At 70.7% G+C, this 21,795-nt stretch carries 20 protein-coding genes; 9 read left to right on the forward strand and 11 right to left on the reverse strand.

Features of this window, described 5'->3' with window-relative positions; genetic code table 11:
• Positions 1-47: 47 nt before the first annotated feature.
• The 3 genes from ACYVD5_RS24370 (at position 48) to ACYVD5_RS24380 (ending at position 4,212) form a co-directional block, all read left to right on the forward strand.
• Positions 48-641, forward strand: a complete 594-nt coding sequence (locus ACYVD5_RS24370; protein WP_461003468.1) for a DUF1707 SHOCT-like domain-containing protein — start codon at positions 48-50, stop codon at positions 639-641.
• 105 nt (positions 642-746) lie between these two features.
• Positions 747-2,135, forward strand: a complete 1,389-nt coding sequence (locus ACYVD5_RS24375) for a class II fumarate hydratase (RefSeq protein WP_461003469.1) — start codon at positions 747-749, stop codon at positions 2,133-2,135.
• A 301-nt stretch (positions 2,136-2,436) separates the two neighbouring features.
• Positions 2,437-4,212, forward strand: a complete 1,776-nt coding sequence (locus ACYVD5_RS24380) for a serine/threonine-protein kinase (RefSeq protein ID WP_461003470.1) — start codon at positions 2,437-2,439, stop codon at positions 4,210-4,212.
• A gap of 134 nt (positions 4,213-4,346) precedes the next feature.
• On the opposite strand, the gene ACYVD5_RS24385 is transcribed toward ACYVD5_RS24380, so the two are convergent.
• From ACYVD5_RS24385 to ACYVD5_RS24395, 3 genes are all read right to left on the reverse strand, one after another.
• Complete coding sequence (locus tag ACYVD5_RS24385) at positions 4,347-5,003, reverse strand: aggregation-promoting factor C-terminal-like domain-containing protein (RefSeq protein ID WP_461003495.1); 657 nt, start codon at positions 5,001-5,003, stop codon at positions 4,347-4,349.
• Between the two features lie 428 nt (positions 5,004-5,431).
• On the reverse strand, positions 5,432-5,650 hold the full coding sequence (locus ACYVD5_RS24390) for a hypothetical protein (protein WP_461003471.1): 219 nt from the start codon (positions 5,648-5,650) through the stop codon (positions 5,432-5,434).
• A 305-nt stretch (positions 5,651-5,955) separates the two neighbouring features.
• Positions 5,956-6,288: a hypothetical protein gene (locus ACYVD5_RS24395; RefSeq protein WP_461003472.1), complete on the reverse strand. Its 333-nt coding sequence runs from the start codon at positions 6,286-6,288 to the stop codon at positions 5,956-5,958.
• Positions 6,289-6,567: 279 nt separating this feature from the next.
• Here ACYVD5_RS24395 and ACYVD5_RS24400 point away from each other — a divergent pair, with 279 nt between their 5' ends.
• Together ACYVD5_RS24400 and ACYVD5_RS24405 are read left to right on the forward strand one after the other, a co-directional pair.
• Positions 6,568-7,233, forward strand: coding sequence for a response regulator transcription factor (locus ACYVD5_RS24400; protein WP_461003496.1), 666 nt, complete (start codon positions 6,568-6,570; stop codon positions 7,231-7,233).
• A gap of 29 nt (positions 7,234-7,262) precedes the next feature.
• Positions 7,263-8,387, forward strand: coding sequence for a sensor histidine kinase (locus ACYVD5_RS24405; RefSeq protein ID WP_461003473.1), 1,125 nt, complete (start codon positions 7,263-7,265; stop codon positions 8,385-8,387).
• A 70-nt stretch (positions 8,388-8,457) separates the two neighbouring features.
• Here the strand turns inward: ACYVD5_RS24405 and ACYVD5_RS24410 are convergent, their stop codons facing one another.
• The 4 genes from ACYVD5_RS24410 to ACYVD5_RS24425 form a co-directional block, all read right to left on the reverse strand.
• Complete coding sequence (locus ACYVD5_RS24410) at positions 8,458-10,068, reverse strand: alkaline phosphatase D family protein (protein ID WP_461003474.1); 1,611 nt, start codon at positions 10,066-10,068, stop codon at positions 8,458-8,460.
• 229 nt (positions 10,069-10,297) lie between these two features.
• Positions 10,298-11,644 (reverse strand): PhoH family protein, encoded by a 1,347-nt coding sequence (locus ACYVD5_RS24415; RefSeq protein WP_461003475.1) that lies wholly within the window; start codon positions 11,642-11,644, stop codon positions 10,298-10,300.
• A gap of 303 nt (positions 11,645-11,947) precedes the next feature.
• Positions 11,948-12,709, reverse strand: coding sequence for an isoprenyl transferase (locus ACYVD5_RS24420; protein ID WP_461003476.1), 762 nt, complete (start codon positions 12,707-12,709; stop codon positions 11,948-11,950).
• 127 nt (positions 12,710-12,836) lie between these two features.
• A complete protein-coding gene (locus ACYVD5_RS24425) occupies positions 12,837-13,424 on the reverse strand; it encodes an RNA polymerase sigma factor (protein ID WP_461003477.1) in 588 nt (195 codons plus the stop codon).
• A gap of 181 nt (positions 13,425-13,605) precedes the next feature.
• On the opposite strand from ACYVD5_RS24425, the gene ACYVD5_RS24430 reads away from it, so the two are divergent.
• A complete protein-coding gene (locus ACYVD5_RS24430) occupies positions 13,606-14,982 on the forward strand; it encodes a serine/threonine-protein kinase (RefSeq protein ID WP_461003478.1) in 1,377 nt (458 codons plus the stop codon).
• 165 nt (positions 14,983-15,147) lie between these two features.
• Here ACYVD5_RS24430 and ACYVD5_RS24435 read toward each other — a convergent pair whose 3' ends face one another.
• The 3 genes from ACYVD5_RS24435 to mca all read right to left on the reverse strand — a co-directional run bounded on the left by ACYVD5_RS24435 (position 15,148) and on the right by mca (position 18,355).
• Entirely contained in the window at positions 15,148-17,148 is a 2,001-nt protein-coding gene (locus tag ACYVD5_RS24435; protein ID WP_461003479.1) for a thioredoxin domain-containing protein, read from the reverse strand.
• Between the two features lie 87 nt (positions 17,149-17,235).
• Positions 17,236-17,478: a hypothetical protein gene (locus ACYVD5_RS24440; RefSeq protein ID WP_461003480.1), complete on the reverse strand. Its 243-nt coding sequence runs from the start codon at positions 17,476-17,478 to the stop codon at positions 17,236-17,238.
• Between the two features lie 4 nt (positions 17,479-17,482).
• A complete protein-coding gene (mca, locus tag ACYVD5_RS24445) occupies positions 17,483-18,355 on the reverse strand; it encodes a mycothiol conjugate amidase Mca (protein ID WP_461003481.1) in 873 nt (290 codons plus the stop codon).
• A gap of 176 nt (positions 18,356-18,531) precedes the next feature.
• On the opposite strand from mca, the gene ACYVD5_RS24450 reads away from it, so the two are divergent.
• From ACYVD5_RS24450 to ACYVD5_RS24460, 3 genes are all read left to right on the forward strand, one after another.
• A complete protein-coding gene (locus tag ACYVD5_RS24450; protein ID WP_461003482.1) occupies positions 18,532-18,987 on the forward strand; it encodes a DUF4307 domain-containing protein in 456 nt (151 codons plus the stop codon).
• Between the two features lie 178 nt (positions 18,988-19,165).
• A complete protein-coding gene (greA, locus tag ACYVD5_RS24455; protein ID WP_461003483.1) occupies positions 19,166-19,666 on the forward strand; it encodes a transcription elongation factor GreA in 501 nt (166 codons plus the stop codon).
• A 331-nt stretch (positions 19,667-19,997) separates the two neighbouring features.
• Positions 19,998-20,561, forward strand: coding sequence for an RDD family protein (locus ACYVD5_RS24460; RefSeq protein WP_461003484.1), 564 nt, complete (start codon positions 19,998-20,000; stop codon positions 20,559-20,561).
• A gap of 28 nt (positions 20,562-20,589) precedes the next feature.
• Here ACYVD5_RS24460 and ACYVD5_RS24465 read toward each other — a convergent pair whose 3' ends face one another.
• Entirely contained in the window at positions 20,590-21,750 is a 1,161-nt protein-coding gene (locus tag ACYVD5_RS24465; RefSeq protein ID WP_461003485.1) for an FIST signal transduction protein, read from the reverse strand.
• Positions 21,751-21,795 lie beyond the last annotated feature (45 nt).

Raw genomic sequence — 21,795 nt, forward strand, 5'->3', positions numbered from 1 at the left:
GGCCGCGGGGGCGGCCGAGCCGCGCCGCGGCGGTTACCGTTGGCAGCGTGAACGACGGCTTGCCCCCCGCCCGCATCCGCGCCTCCGACTCCGACCGCGAGCGGGTGATCGGCGTGCTCCGTTCCGCGGTCGAGGACGGCCGGCTGGACCTCGTCGAGTTCGAAGACCGCGCCGACCGCGTCTACCGCGCGCGGACCCTGGGCGATCTGCCGCCGGTGGTGGCCGACCTGGTCGCCGCCGACAAGCAGCCGATCCGGCTGGACGACTCCCCGTTGGTTGCGCTGTTCTCCGGGCTGCGCCGCTCCGGGCGCTGGGTCGTGCGCGCCCGCGAATCCGCGCTGGCCGTAGGCGCTTCTGTGGACCTGGACCTGCGCGAGGCGCTGCTGATGCGCGACCACGTCGAACTCACCGCCGTCAGCGTGTTCGGCCGCATCTACGTGACCGTGCCCGACGGGGTGGAGGTCCGCGTGCGCGGGCGGTCCGTCCTCGCGCTGCGCAGGTCGCTGGTGCGTGCGCCGCGCCGCGGCGACGCGCCGGTGCTGGAGATCTCCGGATTCTCGCTGTTCGGGCTCGTCCGGGTCCGCTCGCCGCGCCGCCGCAGCCGCCTGCCCTGGGGGCGCGGACCCGCCGCGCTCGGCTGACCGCACGGCCCGAACGGCCCAGGGCAGAGCCGCGGGGTTGCCGCTCGGACCGGTCCGCCGGTCTGGCACTCTTGGGGACAGGTTTCCTGGAGGTGTCTTTCAACGATGAGCGAATTCCGCATCGAGCACGACTCGATGGGTGAGGTCAAGGTCCCCGCCGAGGCCAAATGGCGCGCACAGACGCAGCGCGCCGTGGAAAACTTCCCGATCTCCGGCCAAGGGCTGGAGCACGCGAACATCGCCGCCCTCGGCCACATCAAGGCGGCTGCGGCCAAGGTGAACACCGAACTGGGGGTGATCTCCGCGGAGTTCGGCGAGCCCATTCGCGAGGCGGCCCTGGAAGTCGCCGAAGGCAAGTGGAACGCCGAGTTCCCGATCGATGTGTTCCAAACGGGTTCGGGCACGTCGAGCAACATGAACGCCAACGAGGTCGTCGCGACTCTGGCCGCCGCCCGTTCGGGCGCCGCGGTCCACCCCAACGACCACGTCAACGCGTCGCAGTCGTCCAACGACGTCTACCCGTCGTCGATCCACATCGCCGCGGTCTCGGCCGTGGTCAACGACCTGATCCCGGCGCTGCGGCACCTGGACGGCGCGCTCACGGCAAAGGCCGGGGAGTTCGCCGCGGTCGTCAAGAGCGGGCGCACCCACCTGATGGACGCCACCCCGGTGACCCTGGGCCAGGAGTTCGCCGGGTACGCGGCCCAGGTTCGCAACGGCGCCGAGCGCCTGGAGGCGAGCCTGCCGCGTGTCGCGGAGCTTCCGCTGGGCGGCACCGCGGTCGGCACCGGCATCAACACCCCCGAGGGTTTCGCCGCCCGGGTGATCGCCGAGATCGCCGCGGCCACCGGGCTGCCGCTGACCGAGGCCCGCGACCACTTCGAGGCCCAGGGCGCCCGCGACGGCCTGGTGGAACTGTCCGGGCAGCTGCGCGCGATCGCCGTGGGCTACGTGAAGATCGCCAACGACATCCGGTGGATGGGTTCGGGCCCGCGCACCGGGCTCACCGAGATCCGGCTGCCCGACCTGCAGCCCGGCTCCTCGATCATGCCCGGCAAGGTCAACCCGGTGCTGTGCGAGGCCATGTTGCAAGTGTCCTCGCAGGTTGTGGGCAACGACGCTGCGGTCGCCTTCGGTGGCTCGTCCGGCAACTTCGAGCTGAACGTGCAGCTGCCGATGATCGCGCGCAACGTGCTGGAGTCGATCCGGCTGCTGGCCAACGTTTCGCGGGTCTTCGCCGACCGGTGCGTTGCGGGCATCGAGGCCGACGAGGACCAATGCCGCGAATACGCCGAGTCCTCCCCGTCGATCGTGACCCCGCTCAACCGCTACATCGGCTATGAGGAAGCGGCCAAGGTCGCCAAGCAGGCACTGGCCGAGCGCAAGACGATCCGCGAGGTCGTGCTGGCGCGGGGCTACATCAACGACGGCAAGCTCACCGAGGCCCAGCTCGACGAGGCCCTGGACGTACTGCGGATGACCAACTCGCGGTGATCCGGTGCGCTGTGCACCGCTCGGTCGCACGTTTCTGAAGACCGCATGTTTTTGGCGGTGGCGGGCGGGCCCGGTCCGCCCGCCACCGCCCTTGCGCGCGCAACGGGCACCGGCGGCCCCGCGCGCACCCCGGCCCACCGGCGCAACGGGCACCGGCCCTGCAGAGAAAACGCCGCATGCGGCCATGTTCCGGCGCTTGGCCCTCTCCTACGCGGCTCCGGGTACTGAGTAATCTGCTCTAAGGACCACCTGCCCCGAAACCCCGGCGAGGCCCCGCAGATCCCCCCGAGAGGCGCTACGCATGGCATTGGACAGCGGCGCAGGCGCGCGCATGGTCGCGGACCGATACCGGATCGAGCGCGAACTCGGCCGCGGCGGCATGGGCATCGTCTGGCAGGCACTGGACACCGCCCTGCACCGGCCCGTGGCCGTCAAGGAGGTGCTGCTGCCGGGCCACCTCACCGCGGACGAACGCGCCCAGGCCCACGCGCGCGTGCGGCGCGAGGCGCAGACGGCCGCGCGGGTCTCCCACCCGTCGGTGATCACTATCCACGACGTCTTCGACCACGAGGGCCACCCGTGGGTGGTCATGGAGTTGATCAGCGGCAGTTCCATGCAGCAGGTCATGGCCCGCGAGGGGACACTGCCCCCGGCACGGGTGGCCGCGATCGCAGCGGAACTGCTGGAGGCTGTGCGGGCCGCGCACGCGACCGGTGTGGTGCACCGCGATATCAAACCGGGCAACATCATGGTCCGCGAGCAGGACCGGATCGTCCTCACCGACTTCGGCATCGCCACCATGGAGGGCGGCGACGCCATCACCCGCACCGGTGCGCTGGTGGGTTCGCCGGAGTTCATGTCGCCGGAGCGGCTGCAGGGCGAGGACGGGCACGGGGCCCCGGCCGCCGACCTGTGGAGCGTGGGAATCACCCTGTTCGCCGCATTGGAAGGGCGTTCGCCGTTCCGCCGGGACACCATGACGGCCGCCATCGCGGCGGTACTGTCGGCGCCCATCCCGCCGCTGCCGGCCACCGGGCGGCTCGGCTCGGTGATCACCGGGTTGCTGGAGCGCGACCCCGCGGCGCGGCTGACCGCGGACACCGCGCTGGAGCTGCTGCGCGACCGGACCGCCGATACGCCCGGTGTCCCGGAGCCCGACACCACATTCCGGTCCGGGCCGAATACGCCGCCGCCTGCGCCCGGTACCTCCGGAACGCCCGGTACCTCGGGGCCCAACGCCGCATACCCGTCCGGGCCGACTACGCCGCCGCAGAGTCCCCCGAGTCCCCATCCCTCCGGGCCGCACCCGGCCCACGCCGCCGCGCCGCACCCGCCGTCGGGCGGGCAGGCGCCGCCGCACTCCGCGCCGGCCGCGCCGCCCGGGTACCACCACCGGCCCACGGGACCGAACACGCCGCCCCCGGGCCCGCAGCCCTTCCCCGGTGCCACCCCGCCGAGCGCCCACCCGCCGGCGGGCCCGCACACGGCCCACCCCGCAGGCGGCCGCTCCCCCGGACCGGGGAAAACCGTGTGGCTGGTGATCACCGGGTCCGTGCTGGCGTTCGTGACCGTGGTGGTGGCCAGTGCGGTGCTGCTGATGCGCGACTGGACCGAGTACGAGACCTTCAACTCCGGTTGGTACGACGTGCAGTACCCGGCCGACTGGGAGGTCGACGACTCCGGCATCGGCAGCGAGGCCTACGTCCGGTTCACCTCCGACGACGACCATCTGCTCTACGTCGACAGCTGGCGCAACGGCGGTTCCGACCCGACCACGAGCTACGGCTGGGTCGAGGCGGGCAAGGAGTCGTTCCGGGAATCTTCGGAGTTTTCGGATCTCCAGGTGCTGGAATCGGCCGAGGTGGATTCGGGCGGATTCCCTGCGGACTGGGACGTCGCCCACTGGTCCGCCGAGTTCTCGCATAACGGCTGGCAGACCCGCAACCGCTACTTCGCCACGCACCTGATCACCATCGGCGCCGATACCTACACCGTGACGCTCAACGTCCCCGCTGACGAGCGATCGGACCACGAGGCCATCTACAACACGGCCGTCCAGTCGTTCCAGCCGCACTGACCCCCGAACAACGGGCCCTGCCGAACACAGCACGCGGCCCCGGGCGCGGGAACGCCCGGGGCCGCAGTGGTTCCTGCCGCCGGCGCACCGATGGGTGCGGGCCGGCTTGGCGGTCGGTCCGCTTAAAAGGCGGCCTAGTACCAGCCGTTGGACTGGGAGTGGCTCCAGGCCGCGCAGGGGGAGCCGTACCGGTCGTCGATGTAGCCCAGGCCCCACTCGATCTGGGTGGCCGGGTTGCTCTGCCAGTCAGACCCGGCGGTGGCCATCTTGCTGCCGGGCAGCGCCTGCGGGATACCGTAAGCACCGGAACTGGGGTTCTCGGCGCTGGGGTCCCAGCCGCTCTCCTTCTCCCAGAGGGGTTCCAGGCACGAGAACTCGTCCGTACCCCATCCGAAGTCGCCGAGCATGCCCTGCGCGATTCCCTTGGGATCGCCGGAGGGTACCGAGCCGCCCCCGCCGGAGCCGGAGTCGGGCTCTTCCGTCTCCTCGGGCTCCTCCTCCTTCTTCTTCTCCTTTGTCGTACCCGATGCGTTCACTGCGCCCGTGGTATCGGCAATGCGGTCGCGGACTTCGTCGCGTTGCTCTTTCAGCTCCGTGTCGGAGATCTGCTCCGCGTTGGCGAAGAACTGCTGCGAGCCGCCGGCCGCCTCGGGAACCACGGCCGCGGCCTCGGCGTTGTCCGGCTCAGCACTCTGGTCGGCAAAAGCGGTGACGGCGACCGCCCCGCCGGCGACCACCGCCGCCGAGCCGACCGCTGCGGCGATCCGCAGCGAGATCCGGTTGAGTAGCAACAACTGCCCTTCCGCCAGTCGCACACCCGGCGATGCGTGCGCGATTGAGCCTGTGCCCTGGGTCTCCGTCGTCAGTGCAAGAGGGAGTGCGGGGTGTGCATCGATCGACCGCCGGTCGGCCCCGCCCTGAGGAGAGAATCGCGCGGAAATAAGGGGGAATCAGGAGAGGGGTCAAGACTCCGTCACGCGCGCCCCAAGGCTCCTTATACAACGAGACCTACCCTGCCGCATGATCACGGCTGCGTAACACGGTTTAAGCTATGACGTAGTTCACATCACACACTGTTATACGGAAGTGTCACAGCAGACTCCGCTGTATCGCCTTTAACAGCGCCGTACCGGACAAACGGCCCTGCCAGGGCTCGCGAGCACGGCGGAAGGTTACTGCGTGTACCGGTGCGCGGCGGCGGTGATGATCGTCTCGGCGCTCAGTCGAGGGGCAGGTGCCGGTGCTCCTTGCCGGTACCCGCGCACATGCGGCACTGTTCGCCGACGCGTTCCCAGGTGATCATCCCGTTGCCGTCGGCGACCGGGCGCTGCGGCGACCAGCGGCCGCGGCCTTCGCAGTAGTGGCACGCGAGGTCGGTGCGGCTGCACCACGGGCAGTCGGTGAGCGAGCAGCACTCCCGCGCCGGTGTCGCGTCCATCAGCACCCCCTCCGCAAACGAAAGTTAGCCTTTCACAGGCCCGAAACCGCGTCCACCCCGGTTCCGGACGGCTTTTTCCGCCACGCAAGGCGTCCAGCACGGGCCCGCACACCCGACGGAGGCCGCTGCCATCCCGGCCCGGCCCCGGCTGGAACACTGCGGCAAAGCTCTGGGAAGCGCCCCTGGAACGCCGCATGACCGGGCGGTCCGCGGCACGCACCGGCTTGCTGCGTGCGCCGCGGACCGCCCGGTCGGTGGGCCGGTCGCCGCCTCAACAGGCGGCTGCCACCAAGAGCCGGGAACCGCTACTCGGCCGGCTTCGCGGGGACGGTGTCGTGCTCGCCGCGGTCGATCTCCTCCGTCGGCGCCTCCTCGATCGGCTTGGCCGGGACGGTGTCCTGCTCCCCGCGGTCGATCTCCTCCGTCGGCGCCTCCTCGATCGGCTTGGCCGGGACGGTGTCCTGCTCGCCGCGGTCGATCTCCTCGATCGGCGCCCCGCTGCCGGACGGCACTCCGGAGTGCTCATACTCGGACGGCTTCGGGTCGGCAGCGGTGTCGGCGGACGCGGCGGCGCTGCCCGCCCCAACGGCGAGGGCGACACCGGCGACGACGGTTGCGATCTTGCGGAAGGAAGGCATTGGCAATCCCATCTGCGGTAAAGAGTTGCTCCGAGTTGGCATCCCGGCGGCTGTCCCGCCGGCAGCGACCACCGTGTTTGGCTGCGGACGCCGCAACCAGTAAGCCGGACGGCACTTATCGTCAACGTCTGCCCGATTCCATAACCCGGCCATATACGGGTTGGTTGATCATGGCCCCGGACGGTGAGTGCCGACCGGCGCAGGCGGGCGCGCGCGGGCATACCTGCGGGGCCCCGGCGAGGACCGGTCGGCCCCGGCGAAGACTTGGAGGGCGAAAACGTGCGGGTACTGGTGGTCGAGGACGAGGTCTACCTCGCCGAGGCGCTGCGTTCCGGGCTGCACCGCGAAGGTATGGCGGTGGACATAGCCCATGACGGCGACCTGGCGCTGGAGAGCATCGCGGTCAACGACTACGACGTCGTGGTGCTGGACCGCGACCTGCCCGGCGTGCACGGCGACGAGGTCTGCCGGCGCGTGGTGGCCGACCGGCCCGAGTGCCGGGTGCTGATGCTGACGGCCGCCAAGCGCCTGGCCGACAGGGTCGAGGGCCTGCGGATCGGGTCGGACGATTACCTCGTCAAACCGTTCGACTTCCCCGAACTCGTGGCCCGCCTGCACGCCCTGCAGCGGCGCTCCACACCCGCGCACCCGCCGGTGCTGACATGGGGCGACATCAAGGTCGACCCCGCTCGCCGCACCGCGCACCGCGACGACCTCCCCCTGCGGCTCACCCCCAAGGAGTTCACCGTCCTGGAGTTGCTCGTACGCGCCGACGGAGCCGTGCTCAGCGCGGAGTACCTGCTGGAGAAGGCCTGGGACGCCAACGCCGACCCGTTCACCAATGCCGTCCGCATCACGGTCTCGACCCTGCGCCGCAAACTCGGCACTCCGCCCGTACTGCACACCGACACCGGAGTCGGCTACTACCTGGCCGCCGCGGCATGAGCGCGGCCGCCACCCTCCGGCGGAGCCGGTTGACCATCCGGGCCCGGCTCACCCTGCTCTACGGCGGCATGCTGCTGGGTTTCGGCACCGTGCTGATCGCGATCGTCTACATCCTGATGCGCGTCGTGCCCGCCTATGACATGCCTCTTCGGCCGACGCTCCCCATGCCGGCCGCGGCCGCGCGGGCTGAAACCGTTGAGGTCACCCGTGCCCTGCCCATCAGCAGCAAGCAGGACGTCCTCTCCGCACTGCTGCAGATGTCCGCCGCCGCCTTGCTGGTGATGACCCTGATCGCGTTCCTCCTGGGCTGGTTGATCGCAGGGCGCATCCTGGACCCCATCCACCGGATGACCCGTTCCGCCCGCGTCATCGCAGGCCCAACGCTGCACGAGCGGATCCGCCTCGGCGGCAGCCGCGACGAGTTCACCGAGCTGGCCGACACCATCGACACCATGCTCGACCGGCTGCATTCCAGCTTCCAGGCCCAGGAGCGCTTCGCCGCCAACGCGGCGCACGAGCTGCGGACGCCGCTGGCGACGGCCCGCACGATGCTCCAAGTCGCCCGCGCCCACCCGGAGGACCATGACGCCGACACCCTGACGGCCAGGCTCCTGGAGATCAACGAACGCAGCAGCGCGACCGTGGAGTCCCTGCTCATGCTGGCCCGGGCCCACCACGGCATCGACGCGGCCGAGCCGGTCGACCTCGCGGAGGCCGCCGCCGACGCGCTGGCCCTGGTGCAGGACGAGGCGGCGGACCGGCGGATCAGCATCAGCAACGACCTGCACCCCGCCGCGGTCGACGGCGATGCGGACCTGATCCACCACCTGTTGATGAACCTGCTGCACAATGCGATCCGCCACAACCACCCGGGCGGCACCGCGCGGCTGGCGGTGAGCACGCGGGACAACGCGGCCGTGATCACCATGGCCAACACCGGCGAGGTCATCGGCCCCGAACTCGCCGAGCGGCTGTTCGAGCCGTTCCACCGTGCCCGGCGCACCCAGGGCGCCGGGCACGGGCTGGGGCTCACCCTCGTCCGCGCCGTCGCCCGCAGCCACCGTGGTACGGCCGAGGGCGCCCCCAACCCCGAGGGCGGCCTGACGGTCGAGGTCGTACTACCGGCCGCCGGAACCGCACCGCCCCGGCACTGACCGGGCCTGGGGCCGCACCCGGCCTTGCCGGGCCGGGTGCGCGGTGCACCCGGCGCCGGTGTGCTCCCGGTTACCGGCCGCGCCCGCCCTGGCCGCCCTCGGGCGTGAGGGTCTTCGCCCAGAGCGCGTCGCCCTGGCCGTCCCGCAGGGTCACCGTGAGGTCCTTGCTCGCCGGGTCGATCTCGACCTCGCCGAAGTGCTGGTAGCCCTCCTGCGGCGAGGTGTTGGCCCGCGGCGGCGCGTGCACGAATGCCGTCTCCGGCCCGAAGGTGGGGTCGAGCTCGTTGGGGCCGAACGCACCGGCGTGCAGCGGGCCCGAGACGAACTCCCAGAACGGGGTGAACTCCTTGGCCGTGGCACGCTCGGGCGAGTAGTGGTGCGCTGCGGTGTAGTGCACATCGGCGGTCAGCCACACGACATCGCGCACGCCGCGGCGGTGCAGCCCGTGCAGCACCCACTCCAGCTCCGACTCGCGCCCGCGCGGCCGTCCTTCGGCGCCGTTGGCCACGCCCTCGATCCGGTCGCCGTCGGGCACGATCAGCCCGATGGGCATGTCGGAGGCGACCACCTTCCAGGTAGCACGCGAGCGCGACAGCTCCTCGACCAGCCAGGCGGCCTGGCGCCGCCCCAGGATGTTCTCGAACCGGTCGGTGCCGTCCGAGTTGGCGTCGCGGTAGGGGCGCATGTCGATGACGAAGACGTCCAGGTCGGGCCCGTAGCCGAGCTTGCGGTAGATCCGGTCGTCGACCGCCTCGCGGGCGATGATCGGCTGCCACTCGTGGAATGCCCGGTGCGCGCGGCGGGCCAGCACATCCACGTTGCGGACTCGGTAGCGGTCATCCTCCAGGATCTCGCCCGGGTACCAGTTGTTGGTCACCTCGTGGTCGTCCCACTGCACGATCTGCGGGACGCGGGCGGAGAAGCCGCGCAGCGAGTCGTCGAGCAGGTTGTAGGCGTACTGCCCGCGGAACTCGTCCAGGGTCTCGGCCACCTTGGACTTGGCCTCGGTCACCAGGTTGCGCCAGACGGTCCCGTCGGGCAGTTCGACCCGCTCTTCCAGCGGACCGTCGGCGTAGCACACGTCCCCGCTGTGCAGGAAGAAGTCGGGTTCGCGGTCGGCCATTGCGGTGAAGATCGGCATGCCGCCGATGTCGGGGTTCACGCCCCAGCCCTGCCCGGCGACGTCGCCGGCCCACACGAAGCGGATGGGCCCGTCGCCGCCGGCGGTGCGGAAGGAGCCTTCCAGCACCTCGCTGGAGGCGCGCCCGGATTCGGCGTGCACCCGGACGTAGGCGGTCCGGCCCGGGTCCAGGCCGCGGATGCGCACCCGGCCGGTGCCGTCGTGGGCGGGGGTGAGTTCGGGGCCGCGCAGCACGCGGGCGTCCCGGAAATCGGGGCGGTCGGCGACCTCGACGACCATCCGCGCGGCCCGGTCGGCGCGGGTCCACACAACGGCGCCGTCGTGGCGGGGGTCGCCGAACTGCAGCCCGTGGGTCAGCTGCGGCCGGTTGCGGCCGTGGGCCAGCGCGGGGCCGGCCGGGAGGCCCCCGAGCGCGGCGGCTCCGATCCCCACCACGCCGTAACGCAGGACCGAGCGCCGCGCGGGAGCCGCTCCCGCCGACGGCGCGGCAGCGGCCCCAGCGGGTTTTGCGGGGGTTCCGGAGTCGGGGGATACGGGCATGGGTGGCCTCCTGCGGGGTGGGAACGGCAGCTCGCCCATGGGTTCTATCGCACCGCCACGCAAAAGTGGCGAATTCCGGATTAACCGCGCAGGTCAACAACGAATCCGCTCTGGAACCCGCTGCGAACGCCCGCCCGGTGCGCCGAAGCGCGGACCGCGGCCGACGGGGTCCTGCGCACAGGCGGTGCCGCCCCCGGCCGGCGGCCGGGGGCGGCACCCGCGGCGGGGCTTAGCCCTCGAGCATCTCGGTCACCAGTGCGGCGATCGGAGACCTTTCGGAGCGGTTGAGCGTGATGTGCGAGAACAGCGGGTGGCCCTTGAGTTTCTCGACCACGGCGACTACGCCGTCGTAGCGGCCCACCCGCAGGTTGTCGCTCTGGGCGATGTCGTGGGTAAGCACCACGCGCGAGTTTTCGCCCAGCCGCGACAGCACGGTGAGCAGCACGCCGCGCTCCAGCGACTGCGCCTCGTCGACGATGACGAACGCGTCGTGCAGCGAACGCCCGCGGATGTGGGTGAGCGGCAGGACCTCCAGCATCCCCCGGTCGACGATCTCGTCGACGACGTCCTGGGTGGTGACGGCCGAGAGTGTGTCGTGGACCGCCTGGGACCACGGGGACATTTTCTCGTTCTCGGTACCGGGGAGGTAGCCGAGTTCCTGGCCGCCCACCGCGTACAGCGGCCGGAAGACCATGACCTTGCGGTGTTGCCCGCGTTCCAGGACGGCTTCGAGCCCGGCGCACAGCGCGAGGGCGGACTTGCCGGTACCCGCGCGCCCGCCGAGGGAGACGATGCCGACTTCGGGATCGGTGAGCAGGTCCAGTGCGATGCGCTGTTCGGCGCTGCGCCCGTGCAGGCCGAAGACATCGCGGTCGCCCTTGACCACCTTGACCGACTTGTCGGGGAGCACCCTGCCGAGGGCCTTGCCGCGCTCGGAGACCAGTACCAGGCCCGTGTGGCAGGGAAGGTCGCGCGCCGCCTCGATATCGGCGGTGCCGTCGCCTTCGAACAGTGCCGAGACCTCGTGTGCGGGCACTTCAAGCTCGGCCATGCCGGTCCAGCCGTGCTCGATCGGGAGTTCGGCGCGGTATTCGTCGGCAGTGAGCCCGATCGAGGAGGCCTTGATCCGCATGGGCAGGTCCTTGCTGACGAGGACGACATCACCCCCTTCCGCCTGCAGGTTGCGGGCGACCGTCAGGATCCGGGTGTCGTTGTCGCCGAGCCGGAACCCTGCCGGAAGGATCGACGGATCGCTGTGGTTGAGTTCAACCCGCAGTGTCCCGCCTTCTTCGTTCACCGGGATGTCGACGTCAAGGCCGCCGTTGTTCGTGCGGAGCCCGTCCAGTCGGCGCAGGGCTTCGCGGGCGAAATATCCCAGTTCAGGGTGGTGTCGCTTACTCTCCAGCTCGGTGATCACCACGATCGGCAGCACCACCGCGTGCTCGGCGAACCGGCTGAGCGAGGCGGGGTCGGCCAGCAGGACGCTGGTGTCGAGAACGTAGGTCCGCCGCCTTCCCCCCTGGTCAGCTGGGTCGGGAGTGTCGTCGGCACGGCGGTGGGTCGAGGAACTAGCCACTCGTTCTCCCCTTTGGGCGCGGCAAGGCGCCCTGGACTCACGGGATACCAAGGACCGGGACCAGCCCCGAAAGGGCCGGGACCGGCCCTTATCACCATGAGTTCCTTCACTGGCCAGGACCTCAAATGCTCGGGGCCTCCCGAGTGAACGGATGCGCACCGTTCACTGCATCCGACGGTACCCGGCTCCACTGAAAGAGCAAGGCCCCCAGGTCGCACGGCATGTGAACACCCCGTTACGCGGCTTTTCCGCCGGTTCGGCGGAGTCGGCTGCGGGGTGGTACAGGCGCGGATCGGAGGCGGCTCAGGAGCCGAAGCGCCGGTTGCGTGCGCCATAAGCACGCAGCGCACGGAGGAAGTCCACCTTGCGGAAAGCAGGCCAGAAGACCTCGCAGAAGTAGAACTCCGCCTGTGCGCTCTGCCAGAGCATGAATCCGGAGAGTCGCTGCTCGCCCGAGGTACGGATGAGGAGATCCGGGTCGGGCTGGCCACGCGTGTAGAGATGCTCGGCGATGTGCTCCAGGTCGAGGCGCTCGGCGAGCTCCTCGAGACTGGTGCCCTTGGCCGCCTCGGCAACGAGGAGCGACCGCACCGCGTCAGCGATCTCACGCCTTCCTCCGTACCCGACCGCAACATTCACAATCAGGCCGGAGTTTCCGGATGTGGCGGTGTCCGCCTCTTTGAGCACGCGCGCGGTGGAGTCGGGCAGCAGGTCCAGCGCGCCCATGGGGTTGACGTTCCAGCCCTCGCGGCGCAGCCGGCTGACCGTGTCCTCGATGATCTTCAACAGGGGTTCGAGTTCCTCGCGCGGACGCGAGAGGTTGTCGGTCGACAACAGCCACAGGGTGACCACCTGCACACCGACCTCGTCGCACCAGCCCAGCAGCTCGAAGATTTTCTCGGCCCCGGCCTGGTGCCCCTGCTGGACGTTGGCGAGCCCGCTGATCTTGGCCCATCTGCGGTTTCCGTCCAGCACGACGCCCACGTGGCGGGGGATCTCGAACGTGCCGAGCGAACGCTCCAGCCGGCGCTCGTAAAGCCAGTACAGGGGGTCACGGAGCCCCATTGGACGCTACCTTTCGCCGCGTTCGGGGGGCAGGCGCAGCAGCGCCGGCCCATGTCACCGCACTCCGGCGCGGCAACCCGAGGATGCTCGCCAATGTGTCCAGCCTAAGCCGGATCGCCGGGTTCCGTCACTGGAGGGACGCGCGGACGTGCTTGCGTCCCTCGTGGATACGGGATTTCACTGTGCCCAGGGCGAGACCGAGTTCGGCGGCGATCTCCTTGTAGTCCATCTGGCAGAGGTCGCGCAGCACCAGCGGGGCGACCAGGTTGGGGTGGTCCCGTTCGAGCTGGTCGAGTGCCTCAAGCAGGTCGATCCGGGAGCCGGCGATCACGCTGGTGGTGCGGGGGTCGCGCTGGTGCGGGATGCGGTCGGACTCGGTCGGAAGCTCCGCGGAGCGACGCTTCATCGACCGGTAGGTCTGCCGCGCCGAGTTCGAGACCACCGTATATAGCCACGTCGTGAAGAGCGAATCGCCCTTGAATCCGCCGATATTTCGGGCTACGCGCAGCAGAGCGTCCTGGCACGCCTCTTCGGCGTCCTGCCGGTAGGGCAGAAAGCGCGCGCACCTGCGCAGCACCTCGGGCTGGATTCTGCGGAGCAGGTCGTCCAGCGCCGCGGAGTCGCCGTCGCGCGCGCGGCGGGCAAGCTGTTCCAGGGAATCGTCGCTCCTGGCGGCCGATCGGCGGGATTCCGCGCCCTTGTCACTGTTTTCCACGGCTGGCAGCTCCCTGCGAGACGCATCGTCGCCTGTACGTGTTACACGCCCATCCCCCACTATGAGGTTCACATCCCCCTTGGACGCGTAGGGGCGTCCGCGGGCTCCCCGGCCCCCACCGCACCCTGCGCACGGCATCCTCCCAACGTTTGGCACCCGCGGCACTGGTAAGGCACTACCTGTGGCACAACCGGACACTTTCGGCCGATACCGCGTCATTCGGCATCTCGGGTCGGGCTCGTTCGCGACAGTATGGCTGGCGCATGACGACCAACTTGACACCCCCGTGGCCGTCAAGGTCCTGGCTGAGAACTGGGCGCACCAGCTCGACGTGCACCACCGCTTCATGGAGGAGGCCCGGATCCTCCGCCAAGCCGACTCGGCCTGGCTGATCCGGGTGCACGACATCGGCACGCTCGCAGACGAGCGGCCGTACTTCGTCATGCCCTACGCCGACCAAGGCAGCGTCGCCGACCTTATCGCCAAGGGGCCGCTGCCCCTGGACGAAGCCCTGCGGCTGCTGACCGAAATCGGCCAAGGTGTCACCGTCCTCCACCGCCACGGCACCATCCACCGCGACATCAAGCCCTCTAACGTACTCCTGCAATCGTCGCCCGTGGGCCAACGGGTTCTGGTGGCCGACCTCGGCTTCGCCAAGAGCATCGACGGCGCCTCAGGCTTCACTGCGGCGGCCGGCACCCCCGGCTACATGTCCCCCGAACAACGCGGTCCCGGCGGCGACCTGGACGTGCGGGCCGACGTCTACTCCCTGGGCGCCGTCGCCTACGAGCTGATCACCGGACGGCATCCGCCCGCCCACCCGGTGCGGGTGCCCCCGCGGCGGCTGCGCCCGGGCATACCGCGGGCACTCGACGAACTGATCATGTCCGCGCTGTCGGAGGACCGCACCGCCCGGCCGACCGACGCCAAGGCCTTCACCGACCGGATCCGGGCCATCCGGATGACCCCCGATCTGCGCACTGAGCTGCCCTGGTGGGTGCGCCACCGCTCGGCCTGGCGGCGCGTTGCCGCGGCGGCGGCCGGCACCCTGCTCGTGCTGCTCGCCGGCGGCACCGGGTCCGCGGCGGCTTCCACCGGCGCTCTCACCGAGGTCCGCTACGCCGAGGGCAACCTGCACCTGGCGGTGCCGCAGTCGTGGGCGGTGCAGTTCCACACCGGCCGCGCCGTCCCCAGCGCGGTCGACCCCAGCCGCGCCTCGGGCGTGCTGGTGGCCACCGACATCGACGACTGGGACCGGCCGGAGGCGGCAGTGTCGGGAGTGTTCGCCGCCCTGCTGCCCAGCACCGGCTACGACCTGGACGCCATGGTCTCGGGCACCCCCTGCGAAGGACCGGTCGAGCGGCGCCGTTTCGAGGACCGCAGCTGGTCCGGCGAGATCCGCCAGTGGCCGGCCTGCCCCGGACTGCCTGGCGCGGTGGCCGTGGCGGCGCTGGCCGCCTCCAACGGCGATACCACCCTGTACCTGGAGATCCGCCAACCCGACAACAGCCCCGACGCGATCGACCGCATCGCCGCCACCACCCATCTGGCGCACTGACCGCGCGGCGCTTGGAGCGGGCGCGATGATCACGCGGAAATGCCCGGCCGAGCATTAAAATCCGGGTAATCCGGGCATTTCAGCATGGCCGCTTCGGTGCGCGGGCTTGGCCGGGACCGCACGCGGCCCTGCCGCCCCGCTGCGCCCGCCGCCTCCGGCGGCCGTTCACCCGCGCGCTGCGGCGAGCTGCTCGCTGAGCGCCTCCGGCGTGGTCGCCGGCAGTCGGCAGCTGAAGTCCTCGCAGACGTAGGCCGCCGGGGCCCCGCCGACCAGCGGCCGGTCGCGCAGCAGCGGCACCGGCGCATCGCCGCCGGCGCTGCCGTCGCCGCGGGTGACCGCCGCGCCGAATGGGGCCTTCAGCAGAGCGGTGCGGTGCAGCTCGGCGGTCGCCGGGTCGTCGGCGGAGCCCACGACCGCGATCTCCAGCGGTCCGGCCAGCAGCGACTCCGCGATCGTCAGCCCCCACCCCGCCGCACGCGGCGCCTTGCCCGCCAGCGGAACGGCGGGCGACAGCGCCTCGTCGGCGGCCTGGCGGTGCCGCGCTGACCCGGTCAGCCCGGCATAGCACAGCAGTGCTCCCGCGGCCGCGAACCGGCCGGAGGGCGTGGAGGCGTCGGTGGGGTCCTGCGGCCGGCTGAACAGGGACTCGCTGTCGTCAGCGGTGTCGTAGAAGCCGCCCTCGTCGTCGCCGAAGTGCTGCAGCACCGTGTCGAGCAGCCTGCCGGCCAGCTCGACCCGTTCGGGCTCGCCGGTGACCGCGTGCAGCGCCAGCAGGCCTTCGGCAACGTCGGCGTAATCCTCCAGTACGCCCGCGCTCGCGCCGGCGGTGCCGTCGCGCGAGGTGCGTGCCAGCCGGTCGCCGCGCACGTGCACGCGCGCGATCAGGTCGGCCGCCGCGCCGGCGTGGGCGACCAGATCGGGCCGGTCGAACAGGGCGCCGGCCTCGGCCAGGCCCGCGACCGCCAGCCCGTTCCAGGCCGCCACCACCTTGTCGTCGCGGTCGGGGTGCACCCGCTTGGCGCGGGCGGCCAGCAGCGCCGTGCGGACCCGGTTGTAGCGGCCGGTGTCGCCGGGGTCGGCGGGCAGCCGCAGCACGGAGTAGCCGTTCTCGAAGTTGCCGGCCTCGGTGACGCCGAACAGCTCAGCGGCCCAGGCGGCGTCGTCCTCGCCGAGGACGTTGCGCAGTTCCGCGGGCGTCCACACGTAGAAGCGCCCTTCCTCGCCCTCGGTATCGGCGTCCAGTGCCGAGGCGAAGCCGCCCTCGGCGGTGCGCAGGTCCGAGATGAGCCAGTCGGCGGTCTCCAGGGCCACGCGGCGCGCCAGCGGGTCGCCTGTGGTGCGCCAGAGCCGGGTGTAGGCGCGCAGCAGCAGCGCGTTGTCGTAGAGCATCTTCTCGAAGTGGGGCACGACCCACCCGACGTCGACGGAGTAGCGGGCGAACCCGCCGCCGAGTTGGTCGTAGATGCCGCCGCGCGCCATCGCTTCGGCGGTGTGCTCGGCCATGGCGCGGCTGCGCTGGGCGCCGGTGCGCGCGTGCTGGGCGAGCAGGAAGGACAGCACCATGGACGGCGGGAACTTGGGGGCGGTGCCGAAACCGCCGTTGGTGTCGTCGTGCTCGCGGGAGAGCAACTCGACGGCTTCGTCGAGCACCTCGGGGCCGGGAGCGTTGCCCCGGCCGAGCGACCGCGACCCGCTCAACGCCTCGACGACGCGCTGCCCCTGCTCGACGACGCCTTCGCGCTCCTCTTCCCAAGCGCGCGAAACGCCCATGAGCAGCCGCTGGAAGTGGTCGCGGGGAAAGTAGGTGCCGCAGTAGAACGGCGCGCCGTCGGGGGTAAGGAACACGGTCATGGGCCAGCCGCCCTGGCCGGTCATGGCCTGGGTGGCCTCCATGTAGACGGAGTCGACATCGGGGCGTTCCTCGCGGTCGACCTTCACGCTGACGAACCCGGTGTTCATCATCTGCGCGGTGGCGGGGTCCTCGAAGGACTCGTGGGCCATGACGTGGCACCAATGGCAGGCGGAGTAGCCCACCGAGAGCAGTACCGGCACCTCGCGGCGCCGGGCCTCAGCGAAGGCCTCGTCACCCCAGGGGTACCAGTCGACGGGGTTGCCGGCGTGCTGGAGGAGGTAGGGACTTGTCGCTTCGGCGAGACGGTTCGGCATACCCCCACTCTGCCCACGCAGGCGCACCCGATGCCACCGCGCGAGCGGCCGTGCTGCCCGGCCGGGGCCGGGCAGCGGCGCTGACCGTCAGGACGAGGCGGCCGGCGGGGCCGCAGGGCCGCCGGTGGGCTCGGGATCGAGCCCGGTGGCTGGCGCCGGTTTATCGCCGCCGTCGGGCTCGACCTGGATCGCGGCCAGCCGGTTGCGCATCGACTTCATCAGGAAGTACAGGGCGCCGCCGATGGCCGCGATGGCGAGGAATCCGAGCACGCCGGGGGTGATGGTGCTGGCGGCGGGGCCGTCAGAGGCGAGCGTTGCCAGGGCGTTCATGAATTCATGCTCTCACTGCTTCGCGGACGCCTGCGAAGAGGTCGTCTTCGGGCACATCGGTGTCGACCAGCGAGCGCGCCAGGTGGTAGTCCTCATAGGGCCAGGCCTCGCGCTGGATGTCCATCGGCACCGCGAACCAGAACCCGTTGGGGTCGATCTGGGTGGCGTGGGCGATCAGCGCGCGATCGCGGGTCTCGAAGTATTCGTCGCACTTGACCTGCGTGGTGATCTCCCACTGGGGGAACTCGCGCACCCGCTCGAGGATTTCGGTGTAGGGGTTGTCCAGTCCGCGCTCCTCCAGGAGCGCGGCCGCGCGCTCGAACCGGGCGCGGGGGAAGGACACGTGGTAGTAGAGCTTGCTGGGCTGCCAGGGGGTACCGGTGCCGGGGTAGCGATCGGGGTCGCCTGCGGCGTCGAACGCCTCGACCGAAACCTTGTGGGTCATGATGTGGTCGGGGTGGGGGTAGCCGCCCTTCTCGTCGTAGGTGATCATCACGTGCGGGCGGAAGGAGCGGACCGACCGTACGAGGGGCTCGGAGGCGGTCTCCAGCGGCTGGAGCGCGAAGCACCCCTCGGGCAGCGGCGGCAGCGGGTCGCCCTCGGGCAGCCCGGAGTCGACGAAACCGCTGAACTCCTGGTGGACGCCGAGAATCTCCCGGGCCTCGGCCATTTCCTTGCGGCGGACCTCGGCAATGTTGTCGCGGATTTCGGGGCGGTCCATCGCCGGGTTCAGGATGGATCCGGCCTCGCCGCCGGTCAGCGTGACAACGAGCACCTCGGCGCCCTCGTTCACATAGCGCACCATGGTGGCTGCGCCTTTGCTGGACTCGTCATCAGGGTGTGCATGGACGGCCATCAGCCGCAAACGCTCGGACAACGGAACAGTCCCCTTGGGTAGTCGCGTGAGACATCGGGTAGGGCGGGTAAAGGCGTCCGCCCCGTAGGATCCGGCCCGCGCCGCCGGCCTCGGAACATACGAGGCAGGGGTGGAACAGGGGCGGCCCGGGACGGGGCTATCTTAGGTAACGAGACCCCACGTTCGGAGATTCCCGTATGCCCGACCGCCCCGACGCCGACTCGCCCGACACCACCGGGGAGGAGGCGGTTGCGTCCACCGCATCCGCTGCGCCTGCGCCTGTTGCGCCGTCGCTGCGGCGCCGCTTGGGCAACACACCCGTCTTCTTCGTGGTCGGGGTGCTGGCGGCGGCGGTCTTCACGTTCGGGTGGGGTTACGCGCTGATGAGCTATGGCGGCTCCGGCGCAGTGTCAATGCAGGTGGTGGCCTGGGATATCGAATCCCCGGAAAAGGCGAGCGTCAGCTTCCAGGTGAACAGCGATGCGCCCGCCGAGTGTGTGATCACCGCGTTCGACGGCCGGCACGTGGTGGTCGGCCAGACCAAGGTCGAGGTCGAGTCGGGAATCCGCGATGTCACCGCGACCGTTGACACGATTCGTGAGGCATCGGCGGTAGAAGTGGGCTCCTGCAGGGAACAAGGTTCCACAAGGTAACTGAGCCGTCCTGCTCGCCCCGGGGTACAACCGCATCCCGGCCGCCCCCCGATCCTCGTTCCGCACCGCTTGGACCAGGCGTTCATCGCCCGGTCACCCGAATGCAGCGGTGATAATCTCGTAAGTTCAGCTACGGCCGATAGCGGCCGCAGTCACTAGTAGCACCGAGGGAGTTCCCGTGACCGAGACCCGCGATGACAACGTCACCTGGCTGACCCAGGAGGCGTATGACCGGCTCAATGCGGAGCTGGAGCACCTGTCGGGCACTGGTCGCATCGAGATCGCCGACAAGATCGAAGCCGCCCGCGACGAGGGCGACCTCAAGGAGAACGGCGGGTACCACGCCGCCAAGGAGGAGCAGGGCAAGATCGAGGCCCGCATCGTCCAGCTCCAGAGCATCCTGCGCAATGCGCGCGTGGGCGGCGCTCCGCAGAAGGCGGGCACTGTCGGCCCCGGTATGACCGTCACGATCAAGTTCGAAGGCGACGATGAAGAGGTGACCTTCCTTCTTGCCTCCCGCGAGGAAAGCGGGGCGCCGATCGACGTCTATTCGCCGAAGTCGCCGCTGGGCAGCGCGATCAACGGCAAGAAGATCGGCGAGACCGTCAGCTACTCACTGCCGAACGGCCGCAGCGCCTCCGTTGAGATCATCGACGCCGTCCCTTACGGTTCCGAGTAGTGGCTTAGATCCGATTCTCACGGAACAAGGGGTGGCCGGCGCCGCCCCTTTATGTATTCGGTAGGCGATCGGATGGCGGGACGGGTGGGCGGCGCTGCTGGTTTGCCGCCCGCCCGTCCGCAAGCCGAGCGCCCGGTCCGCCGGACCGGGGTTGTTTCCGGGCAGGATCCGTTTCCGGTTCCGGCCGGTTCCATGCCTGGTTCGGACCCGGTTTTCCCAGCCTGAATGCGGTGCCTGCCGACCGCGCCCGTGCCCGGGCCGCCGCCGCGTCCCGCGGCGGGCGCAACCGCCGCAGGTGACCGCCGAGCGGCCGGGATGGCACTATGTCCCGGTGATCCCTTCCTCCCAACCCTGGCACGGTCCGCCGCCAGGCCCGCCTTACCCGCCCTATTACCCGGCCCAGCCCGCCCAACCGCAGCCGGGCCCCGGTCAGCAGCAGTACCGCCCCATTGCGTCCTTCGGCCGGCGGCTCGCCGCGCGCGTGCTCGATTACATATTGATCGGCATGGGCGTGTTCATGTTCTTCCTGCTGGTCTCGCTGGTGGCGGAGATCGCGCAGGAAGGCGATATCTCCGAGGCCTACTTCGAGGCGTGGGCGTTCATGATCTTCTTCGGCGCGGGCCCGGTGCTGTTCTTCTACGACTGGCTGTTCAACGCCGGGCGCGGAAAGCCGCCGGGCAAGGCCATGGTGGGCATCCGCGTCGTCCGCAAGGACGGCGGCCGACTGAGCCAGGGCCAGGCCGCGGGCCGCGCCGCCCTGTTCGGACTGCCGCAGTCCCTGCCGTGCGTGGGTTCGCTGTTCTCGCTGATCGACTGCCTGTCGTCGCTGGGCGATGCCGAGACCATGCTGACGCTGCACGACCGCGCCGCCGGCACGGTGGTCGTCCGCGACTGACCGCGCCACGGCCGGCCCAGGTGCCGGCTCAGGCCTCGAAGGCGAGCACGCAGGCCGTCAGGCCGTGCACGTGGTTGCGTCCGGCGACCGGGCCGATCTCGCCGGCGGCGAAAAACCCGCCCACGGTCTCGATGCCGAGGTTCTGCTGCACCAGCCGCACGTCGTGGTCGGCGGTGGCGAACATCGAGGCGCCGCGGCCGTTGCAAGAGAACAGCAGCGCCGCAGCGGTGCGGCCGGCGGTCTCCTCGCGGAACGTCTGGAGCCGCTCGACCAGGTCGGCGGCAGCGCTGTCGTGGTCGCGGATCTGGAACCGCACGGTCTGGCCGACGTCGATCATCTCGCCGATGGTCAGTGCGCCGGCTTCGGGGTCGGCGCCCACGACCGCGCGCACCAGGAAGTCGCCGCGCTCGTGGGTGTCGGCGTACTCGTCCATGGCGATGCCGATGTGCAGGCCGCCGCCCGCTATCTCCTGCTCTTCGGCCGGAAGCGTGTTGACCAGCGACTCCAGCCGCTCGTAGGCGGACTCGCCGGCAAGCTCCAGGATGACGTTGCCCTCGGCCTTGGTGACCGCCATGGCGGGGCCGATGGGTCGGCAGCCCTGGCTGACCATGGTGCCCACCACGCCCGCACCGCCCAGCAGCAGGCCCACCGCGCCGGAGTCGGCGACCTCGCCGTCGCAGAACAGCCGCACCGAGTCCTGGCCGCGCATGCCGTCGGCCAGCCCGCCGACCAGCGGCAGCCCGCCCAGCGCGTCGGTGGAGCGCTCCACGAACGACTGGGCCGGGAATTCGTAGGGGTTGACCAGCAGCAGGGCCGCGCGGTCGTCGGCATCGGGCTCGTGCATGCCCACAACGGCCAGGTGGTCGCCCTCGGGGATCACGTCGAGCCGGAACGGGGTCAGGGTGACCGAGGGCAACTGCGCCGCCCACACGCTGACCGCACCCTGCTCTTCGACACCGCGCCCGGCGCCGACCACGCCCGTGGAGCTGCACCCGAGGGTGACCGCGCCGCCTGCCAGCGCCATTACGCGCTCGCCCGCCAGCGTGACCTCGTCGGAATCGGCGCCGCAGACGAAGAAGCACAACAGGTCGGCCGGGGCGTCCAGCGCGCGGATCGCCTCCAGCACGGCACGCTCGGCTGCGCTCACCAGGTCGGCTCCCGTCGCCAGCGCATCACCGAACCTGGCCATTGGCCGCCACCTCGCTCATCGGACCCGACTCCTTACAACCGGACC

The sequence above is a fragment of the Streptomonospora sediminis genome, assembly GCF_054778995.1.